The sequence below is a fragment of the Enterobacter sp. P82 genome, from assembly GCF_037053385.1.
Classification (GTDB): domain Bacteria; phylum Pseudomonadota; class Gammaproteobacteria; order Enterobacterales; family Enterobacteriaceae; genus Enterobacter.
This window is the reverse complement of sequence record NZ_JBALHX010000001.1, coordinates 2,121,247-2,137,198: the sequence shown is the minus strand read 5'-3', so window position 1 is coordinate 2,137,198 and position 15,952 is coordinate 2,121,247. Positions and strand designations below refer to the sequence as shown.

Genomic DNA, 15,952 nt, shown 5'->3' with positions numbered 1-15,952 from the left:
TGCCACAATAGTGGCTGTTTATACAGTGTTTCAGGTTTTCCAATGGCTTTAACCGCGGCGCTCAAGGCGCAAATTGGCGCATGGTATAAGGCGCTACAGCAGCAGATCCCCGACTTTATCCCCCGAGCGCCGCAGCGGCAGATGATTGCTGACGTGGCAAAAACGCTCGCCGGGGACGACGGGCGACATCTGGCGATTGAAGCCCCAACCGGCGTCGGGAAAACCCTTTCGTATCTCATTCCCGGCATCGCGATTGCGCGGGAAGAGGACAAAACGCTGGTAGTCAGCACCGCCAACGTGGCGCTGCAGGATCAGATCTTCAGCAAAGATTTACCGCTGCTGCGCAAAATCATCCCCGATCTGCGTTTTACGGCCGCTTTCGGACGCGGGCGCTACGTCTGCCCGCGTAACCTGGCGGCACTTGCCAGCAGCGAGCCTAATCAGCAAGATTTGCTGGCGTTTCTCGATGACGAACTGACGCCGAACAACAAGGCCGAGCAGGAGCAGTGCGCAAAGCTAAAAGCCGATCTCGATGGCTACAAATGGGATGGTCTGCGCGATCACACCAGCCAGGCAATTAGCGATGACTTATGGCGCAGGCTCAGCACCGATAAAGCGAGTTGTCTGAACCGCAACTGCCACTACTATCGGGAGTGCCCGTTCTTTGTCGCCCGACGTGAGATTCAGGAAGCGGAAGTGGTGGTCGCCAACCATGCGCTGGTGATGGCGGCGCTCGAGAGCGAAGCGGTGCTGCCGGAGCCCAAAAACCTGCTGCTGGTGCTTGATGAAGGTCACCATCTGCCGGATGTGGCGCAGGACGCGCTGGAAATGAGTGCCGAAATTACCGCACCGTGGTTCCGCCTGCAGCTGGATCTCTTTTGCAAGCTGGTGGCGACCTGCATGGAGCAGTTCCGCCCGAAAACCACGCCGCCATTGGCGGTACCTGAGCGGTTGAGCGAACACTGTGAAGAGGTTTACAGCCTGATTGCATCGCTCAATAACATTCTCAATCTCTACCTTCCGGCAACTCAGGAAGCTGAACACCGCTTTGCGATGGGAGAGCTGCCTGAAGAGGTGATGGAGATTTGCCAGCAACTGGCGAAGCATCTGGAAAAGCTGCGTGGCCTGGCGGAGATGTTCCTGAACGATCTCAGTGAGAAAACCGGTACCCACGACGTCGTCCGTCTGCACCGTATTCTCCTTCAAATGAACCGTGCGCTGGGCATGTTCGAATCGCAGAGCAAGCTCTGGCGGCTGGCGTCGATGGCGCAGGCTTCGGGTGCCCCCGTCACCAAATGGGCCACCCGCGAAGTGCGGGACGGACAAGTGCACCTCTTTTTCCACTGCGTAGGTATCCGCGTGGCCGATCAACTGGAAAAGCTGATCTGGCGCAGCGTGCCGCACGTGGTGGTGACTTCCGCGACATTGCGCTCGCTCAACAGTTTTTCTCGCTTACAGGAGATGAGCGGCCTGAAAGAGAAAGCGGGCGACCGTTTTGTCGCCCTGGATTCACCGTTTAACCACTGCGAGCAGGGCAAGCTGGTCATTCCACGCATGAAATTTGAGCCGTTGATTGACAATGAAGAACAGCATATTGCCGAAATGGCGGCCTATTTTCGCGAGCAAGTCGAGAGCAAAAAGTACCCCGGGATGCTGGTGTTATTTGCCAGTGGGCGAGCGATGCAGCGTTTCCTGGAGCACGTTACCGATCTGCGTTTATTGCTGCTGGTGCAGGGCGATCAGCCGCGCTATCGGCTGGTGGAGACGCACCGTAAACGCATCGATAACGGTGAGCGCAGCGTGCTGGTAGGTTTGCAGTCGTTTGCTGAAGGTCTGGATTTGAAAGGGGACTACCTGACGCAGGTGCATATCCATAAAATCGCCTTCCCGCCGATCGACAGCCCGGTGGTGATCACCGAAGGGGAATGGCTGAAAAGCCTTAACCGCTATCCGTTTGAGGTGCAGAGCTTACCCGCGGCATCGTTTAACCTGATCCAGCAGGTGGGGCGTCTGATCCGTAGCCACGGTTGTTGGGGTGAGGTGGTGATTTACGACAAACGCTTGCTCACCAAAAATTACGGTCAGCGGCTGTTGAATGCTTTGCCCGTTTTCCCCATCGAACAACCGGAAGTGCCTGAGGTAAAAAAACGCCCGGCCAAATTGCCTGTCGGGCGCAAGAAAAGCCTCCGTGCTAAGGGGCGCGGTCCTACTGGTAAGTGAAGGTCACCTGCACGACGCTGTTGAACGTGCCGGCGGTGACGGGCATTGAGGTGGCGTAGTAACGCGCAGCTAAGGGGAAGTCTGCCGTATGATCGCTTTGATTGATCAGTACGCTAAAGCTGGCCTGAGGAGCGATAAGAATGTGATCCTGACGATCGGCAAGTTCGAGAGCCAGGCCGCCAGCCGTGCCGTTATTCGCAAATTTTGTCGGATGCGCGCCATCCGCCTGTCCGTGAAACGTGGCGGTGGCAAGGGTTGTGGTGGCCGGGCATTTCGAGAGCGTCAGATCTACGTTTTTCCATACCCCCGTGTCGCCGATGTCTTTAAAATCACCTGACGTCGCCTGACCGAGATCGACAGTTAAATTCTGGCTGGCGCTGTCAACGGAACAGGTATTGGCAAAAATATTGCCCTGCATGAGCACCTGAATTTCGTCTGCAAAGGCATGAGATGCCAGGCCAAACAGCAAAATCGGAAGATATTTTGTCATTTATACCCCAGCGTGATAGTGGCAATACTGTTGGCGCTGCCTGGTGTAACGTCGGTTGCGGTTTGCTCGTAACGAACCTGAAAAGGAATCGCCAGCGTTTCATTGGCTTGCGCAATTCCGGCAGTATTCCTGTATGTACCAAAGTCAGGGATCTCTCCGTCAAATAGCATTTGAACCCCTATACCCGTTGCGACACCGGTTTCCTGAGTCAGGTTGATGACGCCCGGGAAGTTCGTATCATAGCCATTTGCACTCGTGATCATTGCTTCAGGCTGCACGGTGTCATTGCAGTTGATGTTAATGTCGAATGTATGAGGCGTCGTCAGGGTTCCTGTCCCGGTGAAGTCGCTGACCGGAAAATCACCCAGCGTCACGGTGAGACTTTTGGGGGAAACGGAGCAGGTGACTTCGTTCAGGATCACATTACCGGCGTAAGAGATCGTGTTAGGGCTACCGATCCCTTCATGCTGGTAGACCCCAATCCCGAATTTGGTTTGATCCTGCGCAAGCGTACCGGACGTGACGGTATTGCTCGTTTTCACCAGTTCAAGGGTGACGTCAAAGCTGAACGTTCGCTGATCGTCATCGGAGACATAGCCCAGCGGCGTGCTGGTGGAATTGCAGTACACTCCGCCTGCGCCGGTGATACGCTGACCTTTGTCGTTCATCAGCGCAACGCCAATCCCCTGGACACCGGACTCGTAGACGCCAGTGAGCCCAGAAATTTCATTCCCGGTTCCGTAGTAGCAGGAAACAATGGGCAAACCGTTGTCATCCGGGCTGGTACAGTTCCCTGAAATGTGCACCGTTTGCTCGGTTCCGGGAATGGTCGCACCGACAGCAAGCGAGGTGGAGACTGAAATTGAGGCGACGTTGATCTGCTTGGGCAAATCTGTTGAGTTACAGGTCGCCTTCGCATGTGGCATGAACAGCGCTGCTGTCGCCAGAATCACAAAGAAAAAACACTGTTTTACTATCTGCATTGTCATAAGCCTGTACGATGGATCAGTTACACTGCGCGGCAGCGTTAATGACGGAATTCTTGTTTTTATCTTCCGGTAGCACGTATTGCGCGACGCAATGTTCGCTGGCCTCCTGGCCCCATGAGACCGAGAGTGTGCCGTGTTGAGCCAGGCCGGAGAGATAGGTCTGGCCGTCGCTGCCCACAATGAACTCGCTGTCCTTATCGTCGGTGGTGACCGTTGCGCCAAAGGGAAGCGGTTTACCGTTTTGCGTCAACGTCATCAATACCCGACGTCCCACACGGGTGTTGAAGCTCGCCCGAACGACTGCGCCACGTGTCGGGGTGACAATCTGCGCGGCGTGGGTCACGTCGGCATCCTCTGGTAGCGTTTCGGTGTCCAGCGAAATGGTGTTATGGCGATAGGCGGTGACAAATGGCACAACGGTATAGCCACGGAAATCGGTCTCGACACCCGTCTGGTTGGTGATATGCGTGCCATGGGTCCCCGGCGCTTTTACCAGAGCGATGGTTTCCCCTAGCGGCTGACTTAATGTGATGCCGTTAGCATGCGCCACGACGCCCCCCTGCAGACCCATGTTCACCGTGCGCTGATATTTATCCTGACTAATACCGCCGCTCACTTCGCCATAGGTTGCCTTATAGTCGGCATTCGCACTGGTGGAGTTACCGCTGCCGGTGGTGCTCAACCCTTCCTGAATATTCCAGTTGAGATTCTCCTCCTTCAGCGCCGTGCCGTTCAGGCCAATATTCTGCGTGGTACCCTCTTTGGTGTTATTCAGATTGTACGTAGCCCATGTGTTGTGCATCCAATGGTCAAGAGGAACGGAGACACTCAGAGAGAACTGGTTGTCGTTTGTGACTGACTCCCCGTTCTCGTCGCTGTCGTCAGTATTTTTGTTCATGCTGTAGCTCAGGCTGTAGCTCACTCCATGCCAGCTGTTGTTGTAGCTGACGCTCATGGAGGTCATGTCCTGACTCTGGCTCCAGTAAGTCTCTTTCACCATGCTCAGGGTGACGGAGCCCCACCCTTTGGGCAGCGTCTGGTCGATGGTGGCTTCAGTCCGCGCGCGACGCTGTTGTGGGGCTGACCAGTCGTCCGAGCGGGTCCAGGACTCCATGGTGTCTTCCAGGGTGTAAAACCCTTTGCTGTTGTAGCGATAGCCCGCGAGAGAGAAATTGGTACCGGAGCCGGCAAAATCTTTGCTGTAACGTACACGCCAGGACTGGCCTTTGCTGGCCTGTTGCTCTTTAAGCAGGGCTTTTGCACGGGTCACGTCGATGGAAAAGGCGCCTAAATCACCCATGTTTTTTCCCGCGCCCAGCGCCTGGGACTGATAATGGTTACTCTGCTGAACCCCACCATAGGCAGTGAAACCATACGGTAAACCATAAATTGCGCTGCCCTGGGCAAACGGCGTTTTCTCTACATCACTGTCATATGATCGATAACGGCCAGCAGTGACGCTATAGCGCAGGTTATGTTCACGCTGGAGTACCGGTACTGAAGCGTAGGGCACCACGAAATGGCTTTCGCTACCGTCGGTTTCTTTTACCGTCACCTGAAGATCGCCGCTGCTGCCCGTCGGGTAGAGGTCGTTGATCTCAAATGCACCGGGCGCAACGGTATTTTGATAAATGACGTAACCGTTCTGTCGCACCATCACCAGAGCGTTACTGTGTGCTGTACCGCGAATAATCGGGGCATACCCTTTCTCGCTGTCCGGGAGCATGTCGCTGTCGGAGTTAAGCTGTACGCCGGTATAAGGCACGCTATCAAACACGTCGGCAGGGGAAGAACTTTGTCCGACCGTCAGGCTGCTTTTCATCGCCACAATATCGCGCTGGGCGTAGGTATAAATGGATGAAAACGTCTGCTGTTGTTCTTTACCCGTGGTGCTGCGGTTCCATGTCGAGTAGTTTCTCAACCGCCATGCGCCAATGTTAAGGCCAGGCCGGAGATTGACGTACTGGCTGCTGGTATCCTGTTCACCCTGTTGCAGCGCGTGGCTTTGGCTCGCGGTCGCACTGTAATTGAGCAGACCTGCCGTTATCCCTTCATCGAACTCTTTTGGGTCGATATAGCCCCGTGGAACCTGGCCAAGTGCCAGTTGCGGAACACTTAGCAGCAGCTGTTGATTGCGAACGTGGAACGACGCGGAGGCTGCCGGGATGGTGTTTAAATCAGCGCATTGGCCTTTTGCCATCAGCTCTGGATATTTTTGAGTTTTGATACCCAGGCTTTTTAAGTCACTCAGACTAAAGCAGGGCTGAAGAGAGTTATTACCTTGCGGATCTTTTTGTAATTTGAACGTGACGTCGCGTGTATCAATTTTATTGTTATTAATAAAAATGGCGACCTGATATTTTCCCGGTGCCTGCCCTGGCCCTTTTTCGTAAACGGACAGATCGGTCTTTCCCTGTTGAGGATTATCAATATCCAGTAATGCTGGGTTAAAATAATCATCAGCCATAACCTGCTGTGCAAAGATCGCCAGCGCCAGGCCACATAAAATGACCAGCAGTGATGAAATTCGGCAGGTGAACGGCTTTTTATGGCTGTACATGATTATAGTAATTTTCTGCGCGTGATATTAGTGGACTGATTTCGACCAGGTCTGGCTGATACTGCCGTAATCCGTAATAATGGAATACGCGACAGTGGAACCGCTGACGTTACCAGGTAAGGCAAAATGCGTTTCCGTTTCAGGTGTTGCCCACGTGGCTTTATCCACTTTATGGCCGTTCAGTGTCACCTTCTGGAAATTCATATAGAATGGCGTTGGGTTATTGACGACCAGATCGTTGCCTTCACGATGCCACTCAAGTTTATTTGCGACGTCTTCAGGTTTACCTTTAACCGAAGTAGGGCGATACAACAATTTTATGCGCGTATTAATGGCAATTTGCAGGGTATTCATCCCTTCAACATGTTTTGAGGAGGGAATGGCTTTGATATTTAACCAGTACAGCGATTCGCGATCTTCCGGTAAATTTCCACCGGTGCGTACCACGCGCAGCACGTTATCCTCTTGCGCATCAAGACGAAAAAGCGGGGGGGTGATCAAAAAGGGTGCTTTGGCCAGGTTTTTACCGCCAGAGTCGACCCAGGACTGTACCAGATAATCCGTAGTATCTGGGTTTGAAAGGCCAAGAGAGGACTCCTTTTTATCTCCATGGTAGACCAGTCGGGTGCCATTAATAATAACACCTGCATGCGCAGTGGCGGCTGCCAGTAAAAGAGTGCTCAGTAAATAACCGTGGCGCATAACTATTTCTCAAAAAAAGAAGAGATATTAACGCCGATAAAAACGTTAATATCTCAGGATGGATAATATCAGTTATAGATAACGGTGAAGGTCGAAACGGAGTTAGCCGGACCTGCGGTAATTGCGGCCCCGGTTTGAATATACCGTGCGCCGAATATCAGGTCGTTGACCGTCGTGCCGGAGGTTAACGGATATTGCTGAGACGGCGTATACAGACTCACGGGTTGTTCAGAAGCATCAACCAGTTGAATAGCCACACCTGTTGCAGCATCCACATCCGGCGTTAATGCCAGCGTGGCGTTATTATTCGCATCCGGCGTTCCGCCGAAGTTAATCGCTGCGGAGGTAACGGTTTCCGGACAATCTTTTAGCTGAATATCGAACTTCGTTAACGTGCTGGTAGAGCCCGCACCGGTAAATACCGTTTTAGAGACTTTGCCTAACTGAACATTTAATGGATTACTTAACCCATTAACTACCTGACAAGCAGAATCAATTATTTCCCCGGTGAAGTTTATCTGACCTTCACCGTTTGTTGCCGCTAATGCAGATGCAGAACATCCCACTGTTGCGGCGATGAATAAACCTAAAGCAACCTTTTTCATAACAAATCCTGGTATGTTTCTGGTGAGAACGCTGCCTGGACGTTTTCACCAGTGACCCTTAATGATTTTCCGCTGGCTATTTAAGCAAACAATGACGTATTAAGAATCTTCTGGCGGAATTACAAATAATTGAAATAGTGCTTGAGTTTCACTTTTCATCATAAAAACAGAAGGTTGATCCCGTTGAAAAAAACTAACGTCTGGATGTTCTTCAGGGCTATATTGTTAACAAGATGATGTTTTCAGGAGAGATGTCGTGGATTATCGCAAAATTATCAAAGAAGTAGGGCGTGGGAAAAACCATGCCCGCGATCTGGACCATGAAACCGCTCGTGCGCTTTACACCCATATGCTCAATGGCGAAGTACCTGACCTGGAGATGGGGGGCATTCTGATTGCGCTGCGTATCAAGGGAGAAGGTGAAGCGGAGATGCGCGGCTTCTATGAAGCCATGCAGGCGCATACGCTGCGCTTAACGCCGCCGGTGGCAAAACCGATGCCGATTGTGATCCCGAGTTATAACGGTGCGCGCAAGCAGGCAAATCTCACTCCACTGCTGGCTATCTTATTACACAAACTCGGGTTTCCGGTGGTGGTGCACGGCGTGAGCGAAGATCCTACGCGCGTACTGACGGAGACCATTTTCGGGATGCTAGGGATCGCGCCAACACGGCATGCTGGCCAGGCACAGGCGAAACTGGATGGTCATCAACCGGTTTACATCCCTGTGAGTGCACTTTGCCCACCGCTGGAAAAGCAGCTTGATATGCGCTGGCGCATGGGGGTGCGTAACAGCGCACACACCCTGGCGAAACTGGCGACACCTTTTGGCGAAGATGCGGCTCTGCGTCTTTCCAGCGTTTCTCACCCTGAATATGTTGCGCGTGTGGGTAAATTCTTTGAGGACATTGGGGGCAGGGCATTGCTGATGCATGGCACAGAGGGCGAGGTTTATGCTAACCCTCAGCGCTGCCCTCAGGTGGTGCTGATTGATTCCGTGGGTACGCGCGCCATTCTGGAGCGTGGGGACGAAAATAGCGGCGTGGTATTGCCTGAGGCAAAAGATCCGCACACCACCGCGCACTGGATTGAGCAGTGTCTTGCCGGAAATGTGTCCGTTCCGCATTCCCTCAAGCTACAGATGGCCTGTTGTTTGCTGGCTACCGGGGAAGTTGAAACGATCGAAGCAGGGCTAAAACGCGTTGAAGAGACGTTTTAAGCAAAAAAAGCCCGTCCAGTGGCGGACGGGCAAGCAAGGGTAACAACAGGGTCAATGAGGGGTGGAGCATCTCACCAGAGGGTACGGTGAGGGTGGAGCATAATTCGTTCGATTATTTGTAAATAACCGCAGTACCGCTCAGCTTATTGTTGGTGTTAGCGGAGGTAATGGTGTATCCGCTTGCACCAGCAGCTGCGGCTTTCTCAGCCAGTTTGGCTTCCAGACCGTCCAGCGTGGTCGCGCCTTCTGCACTTACCACACCGATTTTATTCATGCCCTGGGCCTGAGTAGAAGAGACAGGCTCTGCAGCAAATACACCAAAAGACAGAGCGGACAGGGCAACAGCAGCAACAGCATATTTGATGGTTTTCATAATTAATCTCTCGCAGGTTATTCTGTTAAGGGGACGATGTTCCGTCGATGTGATAAGTATCACGCTTTTTTGCGGAGGATAAAATCGAAGAGAATTGACGTGGTCGCTCAAAAAAATTGAATGACAAATAACTTATTGAATATTAATAAATTCAAAGTGCCACTTTACACTTCTTGTTGAAGCGCTTTACAGAAGAGAGAAGAAGGGCACATTTTGCTACGCGTTTGACTAAAAATCGTGAGAGTAAAGGAATGCGTTTGGGTAGTTAGCTTACGTAAAGGAGAGTCAACGTAACTGGCTGTCTTTCGAACCTCTGCGATTATATCCTGAATGAGATGATATTTTTGAATCTTTATCCTGCTGGCAGGTTATGCATAACCGCACGCCTGGAATGGCTTTACGTCGTGCCTCCGGAATGGGTTCTCCACATTCTTCGCATTCCGATAAACTTTCGCCGCGCGGAATTTCGCCGCGAGCACGGGCAACGGCATCTTCAATTGTACTGTTGATCTGTTCGTTAACGGCGTCGTCATTCGCCCAACCTGAAGCCATGAACTCCTCCGGGAATCTGTTGAAGGCATACGCTCAATATGGGGTTAAAAATTGAACAGTCAAGAAACAGGCGAAGAAAACTGCACCTGTGTTGCAGATGCAGTGCGTTGAGTAGACGTCGGATTATTTGTAAATGGTCGCCGTGCCAAACATATGGTTATCACCGCTGGCAGAATTGATCTCATATCCTTTTGCACCTTCCTGGCGCGCTTTTTCGGCCAATTTATCCTGCAGATCGTCAAGGTTGCTAGCGCGGCTAACCGAAACGGTGCCCGCAGGACGTAGCTGGCTAGTATCGGTACTTTGGGTCAGTGACTGAACGGCCATAGCGGAGAAAGACGCGGTCGCCAGGGCGGCTGCGATTACAGCAAGGGTCAGGTACTTTTTCATAATCACATCCTCATGAGGAAACAACAGGTGATTTCCCTTTAAGTTTAGAAGCCCGAGGAGTGTGATTTAGCGCAAAAATTTGATGATGATCTGCTTATTTTTTGAACAATTAAAATTGACAATGTACTGACAGATCATAGACATAAAGGTGATTGATTTTTGTCGCTTTTTTGAACATCAAAGAGAAAGATTTACCGTTCGGCCCGCAAAGGGTATCTTACGCCGCTGTTTAAAGGAGAATGCCATGACTTCCCAAAAGCCGGGATTGCACCCACGAAATCGCCATCGCAGCCGCTACGATATGAACGCGTTATGCCAGAGCTGCCCTCCACTGCAGGACTATATCGTCCAGACGCCTGCGGGCGAGCCTTCGGTGAACTTTGCTGATCCTGTGGCAGTTAAAATGCTGAACAAAGCCCTGCTGGCGCATTTTTACGGTGTGGTGCACTGGGATATTCCGGAAGGCTTTCTCTGCCCACCTGTACCGGGGCGAGCTGATTACATTCACCACCTTGCCGACCTTCTTGCAGACGATCGTGGCGGTGTTGTTCCGCAGCAAGCTACCGTCCTGGATATCGGTACCGGGGCAAATCTGATCTATCCATTGATTGGCGCTCATGAGTATCAGTGGCGTTTTACCGGGAGTGAAATCGGTGCCGAGGCCTTTGCCAGCGCCCAGGCGATTATCAGCGCCAACCCAGGATTAAGCCGCGCCATTCGTCTGCGTCGTCAGAAAGATGCGGCCTCGATCTTCAACGGCATTATTCACAAAAACGAAAACTACGATGCCACGATGTGCAACCCACCGTTCCATGATTCAGCGGCAGCGGCCCGTGCGGGGAGCGAACGTAAGCGCCGCAATCTGGGGCAGGCGGAAGATGCGGCGCTGAACTTTGGCGGACAGCAGCAGGAGTTGTGGTGCGAGGGCGGTGAAGTCGCCTTTATCCTGCGCATGATTGATGAAAGTAAGCAATTTGGTCGTCAGGTTAAGTGGTTCACAACGCTGGTTTCCCGTGGGGATAACCTGCCGCCACTCTACCGTGCCCTGACCGAAGCGGGTGCCGTGAAAGTGGTGAAAAAAGAGATGGCGCAAGGTCAGAAACAGAGTCGCTTTATTGCCTGGTCGTTTATGGACGATAACAAACGCCGCAAATAATGTGTCTCGTAGGCCGGGTCAGGCGAAGCCGCCACCCGGCAACCAGGCTATAGCGTCGGCTCCTGCGGTGGGAGCGGCGATGCGGGTGGTGGCAGCACCTGATATGTCTGCACAGGCATCCGCACATTCACCAGATCAAAGTGTTTTTTCACCATGCTGTCGAGGGCAAAGCGCACCGTCCACTGCTTCAGCGGTTGTGTGGTGAACGAAACACGCAGGGTAAATGCCGTGTTCGTCAGCCCGACAATGCCGGCAAATGATGGCTCCCCGATCACCAGCCCGCGAATATCCTCCATCTGCATCAGCTCTTCCACCGCATCGCGCAGCGCCTGTTTAGCTTTTTCTGCATCTTCATGACGGTCCACATCATAGTTCGCCACGACGGAACCAATGCCGCGCACAAAGTTGGCGAAAGTGGTGATCGAAGACCAGGGAATGATGTGGTACGCCCCGGTGTCCTGACGCACGCCGACTGAGCGAATGGACATCCGCTCTACCGTGCCGGTTAATGGCCCAATCGTGACCAGATCACCCGTGTTCATCCCGTTCTCAAACTGGATAAAAATGCCGGTAATAATATCCTTCACCAGTGTTTGCGAACCGAAGGAGATCGCCAGCCCCAAAGCACCTGCCCCCGCCAGCAACGGGGCGATATTTACGCCGATTTCCGAGAGCACAATCATGATGGTGATAGTGCTGATAATCACCGCCAGGGCGTTGCGGAACAGTGTCAGTAACGTTCTGGCGCGGGCGCTGGGCAGCGGTCTGCCGTGTATATCCGATACCAGACGGTTCTCAATAAGACTCGCCAGCAGCGTCCAGCCGACGGCGGAGAAGAACAAAATCAGCGCAATGCGAATCAGGATGTCGACCGTTTTTTCACCCGCACCGTTATGCAGCCAGTTCCAGAAATCAAACAGGCTCCATGCATTCAGAAGCAGCATCATCGCCACGCAGACGGTCAGAATACGCGCCACCTTAAGTGATACCGACATCCAGCCGTTTACGCGTTTTTGCAGTTCAGGGTAGCTACGCTGCACTTGCGGTGAGAGGGTGATGGTTTTCGAGATCCAGCGGGACAACAACCCCGACACAAATGCCGCGATGCCGATAATGGCCAGACTTTTGAACGTCGCTCCCATCATAAATTTCAGGCTGTTGCCGGGATCGAACAACGAGAAGAAGCACAGTACGATGAAGTAAGCGCTTGCCAGCCAGTGCCACACCAGCGCAAAAGCGCGAATGAAGAGGCTAAAGAACGAGAGGGAACGGTCGGCCAGGTGCAGCAGGCTCTCAGTAATGGCCTTTTTGTTATGGAAGATTAGGTACAGCGACCAGACGGTAATGCAGATCATAATTAGCACGTTTGCCAGCGCCCCAAACTGGACGTTCACCTGGTTGGAGATGATCGGCACGGCAACCAGCAGACCATAACCAATCAACCCGCTGAGCACGCTCAGACGCAGTGCCCAGTATTTTGCGCTCACATCCCCGATGGTGAAAGGTCGCAGCGCCGGTACGCGTGGACAAAAGAGTAACCTCAACAGCGCTTTAAAAAACTCGATCAGGGCAAAGGCATTCAGGAAAAGTGATTGCTGGAAGGCGATGGTTTTGTTACCAGCATTCAGCTTGTCGGCCAGCATCTGGCCTAAAAACAGCGTCAACGCCAGCAGCAGTAAATCGATGATAAACGCTGAGGCTATCATCAACGGCAGGTGCAGCCAGCTGTTTTTCTGCTGATTCTTCCTGCGTCCCCATTGTCCCATCTTACGGTACAGCGGCCACGCACACAGACGCACCAGCCAGTAAAAGAGAAATACCGCACCGGCCAGCACCAGGAACTGTGTAGCGGCAGCGGTAAACGTTTTTGGGTTAAAGGGCTTATGCGGTGAGCCAATCAGGTTGCGGTAAAGCTGGGCAAAACGAGATGAGAGGGCTTCACCGTAGTGGCGACTGACGTCAGTGACGTTTTCCAGCACCGTTTTTTGCTCCTCCACTTGCGGAGGTGTGAGGGTTGGCACCGATGCCTGCGGCGGCGTGGCGGCCACTTTCCGCAACTGACCAATGAGTTCCTGTCGGGAGGTGTCGTTCTCAAGGACGTCAGCAAGCGCGCTGTAAGCCGCTTTTTTTTGTTCAACATCCGGTTCCGTCGGCGGCGCATTTTGCTGGGTAGCGGTCGTTCCGGCAGTGACCCCGGGTATCGCCACAGCGAGCGATGGCGCACTAAACAGGCTTATCAACAGCAGCAGGATCCACGGCACGGCGCCCTCCGGTGAAAATATTGTGCAAAATGATAAGTATAGAGTGCGAGGGTCGGAGGGGAGTTTTTGGGAACAATCTGGCGTAAAAAAGCCGGGCATGCCCGGCTCTATGTGAAGCGAATGAACGAGGATCAGGAGACGTGCTGCAGGAACTCCTGCAAACGCTGGCTTGGCGGGTTCGCAATCAATTCCTGCGGGTTACCGTCTTCAGCGATACGGCCTTTATCAATGAAGATCAGGCGGGACGCCACTTTCTCAGCAAAGCCGATTTCGTGGGTCACGATCACCATCGTCATCCCTTCTTCTGCCAGATCCTGCATGACTTTCAGTACTTCGTGGCGAAGTTCCGGGTCAAGTGCAGAGGTTGGCTCATCAAACAGCATCATTTTCGGTTTGACCGCCAGCGCGCGGGCGATAGCCACACGCTGCTGTTGACCGCCGGACAGCTCGGAAGGGTAGTGGTGCGCACGTTCTGCCAGGCCGACTTTGGCGAGCAGATCTTTTGCCAGCGCTTCCGCCGCCGCTTTGTTGGCACCGCGCACTCGCAGCGGACCAAACATCACGTTCTCCAGCGCCGTCAGGTGCGGGAACAGGTAGAACTGCTGGAACACCATGCCCGCTTCCTGACGAATCAGACGGTCGTCGACTTTCGGATCGTTCACTTTCAGGCCATCGACGATCAGATCGCCGCTGGTGATCTCTTCCAGCTTGTTGATGCAGCGCAGCAGCGTCGATTTACCGGAACCGGATGGCCCGATGATGACCACCACTTCACCCTGTTTGATGTTCAGATCAATATTGTGCAGCACCTGGGTTGGACCAAAGTGCTTGGAAACGTTTTTAAATTCAATCACAGGATTTTCATCCTTCTTTCAAGACGACGCAGAACGAAGCTCAGAACCAGAGTAATGATCAGGTAGACAACGGCCACCGCACTCCAGATTTCCAGCGCGCGGAAGTTGCCAGCAATGATCTCCTGCCCCTGACGGGTCAGCTCAGCCACGCCGATAACGATGAACAGCGACGTATCTTTAATGCTGATGATCCACTGGTTACCGAGTGGTGGCAGCATACGGCGAAGTGCCAGAGGTAAAATCACGTGGCGGATCGTTTCGCGACGAGAAAGACCTAACGCCAGACCCGCTTCACTGAAACCTTTATGAATCGACAGAACCGCACCGCGGGTAATTTCTGCGATGTAAGCTCCTGAGTTGATCATAATGGTCACAACGGCCGCGCTGAACGGATCGATACGCAGGTCGGTGAAAGCCATTGGCAGGGCGAAGTAGATGAACATGACCTGCACGACAATAGGAGTGCCGCGGATCACTTCGATGAAAACCAGTGCGATGTGGTTTGCAATCCAGCCACCGTAGGTGCGGGCGAAACCGGCGACAAGACCGATAATCAACCCACCAACCAGACCCAGGACCGAAATCCACAGGGTCATCTTAGCGCCTTCAAGCAAGATAGGAATGGCAGGCCAGATGGCGCTCCAGTCAAACTGCATGATAATTTCCTGTTACTGTTACCGTGTTTCAAAAATATCAGGGGCGAAAGGTCGCCCCCGAGTGAACGTCATTTTTACGTATTATTATTTAGGCTCAGTACCGAACCATTTTTTGTAGATTTCGTTGTAGGTGCCGTTCTCTTTCAGCGTTTTCAGCGCACCGTTAACTTTTGTACGCAGGTCATCGCTGCCTTTAGGGAACGCGATACCGTACTGCTGTGCTTCCAGAGATTCACCGACAGCTTTGAACTTGCCGTTGCCTGCTGTTTTGATGAAGTACAGGATGTTTGGCGTATCATGCAGAACAGCGTCAGCACGGTTGGTGCCGAGTTCCATGTACGCGTTGTCGATGTTCGGGAACTGACGCAGGTCTTTAGTTTTGATATTTGCTTTTGCGTAATCAACAGAACCTGTGCCGCTCTTCACTGCAACCACTTTACCGTCGAGATCTTTCACGCTTTTTACGTCGTTATTGTCGGCTTTGACCATGACCAGCAGGCCGCTTTTGTAGTAGCCGTCAGAGAAGTCGATGGCTTTTTTACGTTCATCAGTGATGGTGATACCGGCCAGTGCCAGATCAACGTTTTTGGTTTGCAGTGCCGGGATGATGCCGCTGAAGTCCATTGGCTTCAGGGTGTAATCCAGTTTGAGTTCTTTTGCGATAGCAGCCCACAAATCCACATCAAAACCAACGTATTTATCACCCTGTTTGAATTCAAACGGAACGAACGCCGTGTCGGTCGCCACAACCAGTTTGTCGGCAGCCTGAGAAGACACCGCAAAAGCTAGGGTAAGTGCAGCCAGTGAAACTTTTAATACAGACTTCATAGCATTTCCTTTTATATCCACGGGGCGATCCCCTGCGAGAACATGTGGCACAATGAAAAAATCGTGCCAACTTTACAACTTGTTGTTTTGCAAAGGG

General features: G+C 52.7%; 15 protein-coding genes. 3 read left to right on the top strand and 12 right to left on the bottom strand.

The window, feature by feature from the left end; all coding sequences use genetic code 11:
* Positions 1 to 42: 42 nt before the first annotated feature.
* Positions 43 to 2,220, top strand: a complete 2,178-nt coding sequence (gene dinG, locus WB237_RS10170; RefSeq protein WP_336212762.1) for an ATP-dependent DNA helicase DinG — start codon at positions 43 to 45, stop codon at positions 2,218 to 2,220.
* Here the strand turns inward: dinG and WB237_RS10165 are convergent.
* The 5 genes from WB237_RS10165 to WB237_RS10145 all read right to left on the bottom strand — a co-directional run bounded on the left by WB237_RS10165 (position 2,207) and on the right by WB237_RS10145 (position 7,566).
* Positions 2,207 to 2,710 carry a fimbrial protein gene (locus WB237_RS10165; RefSeq protein ID WP_028019375.1) on the bottom strand — a complete coding sequence of 168 codons (504 nt, stop codon included), beginning with the start codon at positions 2,708 to 2,710 and terminating at the stop codon, positions 2,207 to 2,209. The genes dinG and WB237_RS10165 overlap by 14 nt on opposite strands.
* A complete protein-coding gene (locus tag WB237_RS10160) occupies positions 2,707 to 3,693 on the bottom strand; it encodes a fimbrial protein (protein WP_336212759.1) in 987 nt (328 codons plus the stop codon). Before WB237_RS10160 ends, WB237_RS10165 begins: the two co-directional genes overlap by 4 nt.
* 22 nt (positions 3,694 to 3,715) lie before the next feature.
* The gene (locus tag WB237_RS10155; protein WP_336212757.1) at positions 3,716 to 6,259 is read right to left on the bottom strand and encodes a fimbria/pilus outer membrane usher protein; all 2,544 of its coding nucleotides are present in this window, start codon (positions 6,257 to 6,259) and stop codon (positions 3,716 to 3,718) included.
* 27 nt (positions 6,260 to 6,286) lie between these two features.
* Entirely contained in the window at positions 6,287 to 6,961 is a 675-nt protein-coding gene (locus tag WB237_RS10150) for a fimbrial biogenesis chaperone (protein ID WP_336212754.1), read from the bottom strand.
* Positions 6,962 to 7,029: 68 nt separating this feature from the next.
* Positions 7,030 to 7,566: a fimbrial protein gene (locus tag WB237_RS10145; protein WP_336212752.1), complete on the bottom strand. Its 537-nt coding sequence runs from the start codon at positions 7,564 to 7,566 to the stop codon at positions 7,030 to 7,032.
* A gap of 256 nt (positions 7,567 to 7,822) precedes the next feature.
* Here WB237_RS10145 and ybiB point away from each other — a divergent pair, with 256 nt between their 5' ends.
* Positions 7,823 to 8,785, top strand: a complete 963-nt coding sequence (gene ybiB / locus WB237_RS10140) for a DNA-binding protein YbiB (RefSeq protein WP_336212750.1) — start codon at positions 7,823 to 7,825, stop codon at positions 8,783 to 8,785.
* A gap of 112 nt (positions 8,786 to 8,897) precedes the next feature.
* Here ybiB and ybiJ read toward each other — a convergent pair whose 3' ends face one another.
* The 3 genes from ybiJ to mcbA form a co-directional block, all read right to left on the bottom strand.
* Entirely contained in the window at positions 8,898 to 9,158 is a 261-nt protein-coding gene (gene ybiJ, locus WB237_RS10135) for a DUF1471 family protein YbiJ (RefSeq protein ID WP_336212748.1), read from the bottom strand.
* Between the two features lie 285 nt (positions 9,159 to 9,443).
* A complete protein-coding gene (locus WB237_RS10130; protein ID WP_129996394.1) occupies positions 9,444 to 9,710 on the bottom strand; it encodes a DksA/TraR family C4-type zinc finger protein in 267 nt (88 codons plus the stop codon).
* A 123-nt stretch (positions 9,711 to 9,833) separates the two neighbouring features.
* On the bottom strand, positions 9,834 to 10,100 hold the full coding sequence (mcbA, locus tag WB237_RS10125) for a DUF1471 family periplasmic protein McbA (RefSeq protein ID WP_336212745.1): 267 nt from the start codon (positions 10,098 to 10,100) through the stop codon (positions 9,834 to 9,836).
* A gap of 244 nt (positions 10,101 to 10,344) precedes the next feature.
* On the opposite strand from mcbA, the gene rlmF reads away from it, so the two are divergent.
* Entirely contained in the window at positions 10,345 to 11,256 is a 912-nt protein-coding gene (rlmF, locus tag WB237_RS10120; protein ID WP_336212743.1) for a 23S rRNA (adenine(1618)-N(6))-methyltransferase RlmF, read from the top strand.
* Positions 11,257 to 11,303: 47 nt separating this feature from the next.
* Here rlmF and ybiO read toward each other — a convergent pair whose 3' ends face one another.
* The 4 genes from ybiO to glnH form a co-directional block, all read right to left on the bottom strand.
* Positions 11,304 to 13,517 (bottom strand): mechanosensitive channel protein, encoded by a 2,214-nt coding sequence (gene ybiO, locus WB237_RS10115; protein WP_336212741.1) that lies wholly within the window; start codon positions 13,515 to 13,517, stop codon positions 11,304 to 11,306.
* Between the two features lie 131 nt (positions 13,518 to 13,648).
* Positions 13,649 to 14,371: a glutamine ABC transporter ATP-binding protein GlnQ gene (gene glnQ, locus WB237_RS10110; RefSeq protein WP_014069454.1), complete on the bottom strand. Its 723-nt coding sequence runs from the start codon at positions 14,369 to 14,371 to the stop codon at positions 13,649 to 13,651.
* The gene (glnP, locus tag WB237_RS10105) at positions 14,368 to 15,027 is read right to left on the bottom strand and encodes a glutamine ABC transporter permease GlnP (RefSeq protein WP_014169254.1); all 660 of its coding nucleotides are present in this window, start codon (positions 15,025 to 15,027) and stop codon (positions 14,368 to 14,370) included. Before glnP ends, glnQ begins: the two co-directional genes overlap by 4 nt.
* A gap of 84 nt (positions 15,028 to 15,111) precedes the next feature.
* On the bottom strand, positions 15,112 to 15,855 hold the full coding sequence (glnH, locus tag WB237_RS10100) for a glutamine ABC transporter substrate-binding protein GlnH (RefSeq protein WP_013097464.1): 744 nt from the start codon (positions 15,853 to 15,855) through the stop codon (positions 15,112 to 15,114).
* Positions 15,856 to 15,952 lie beyond the last annotated feature (97 nt).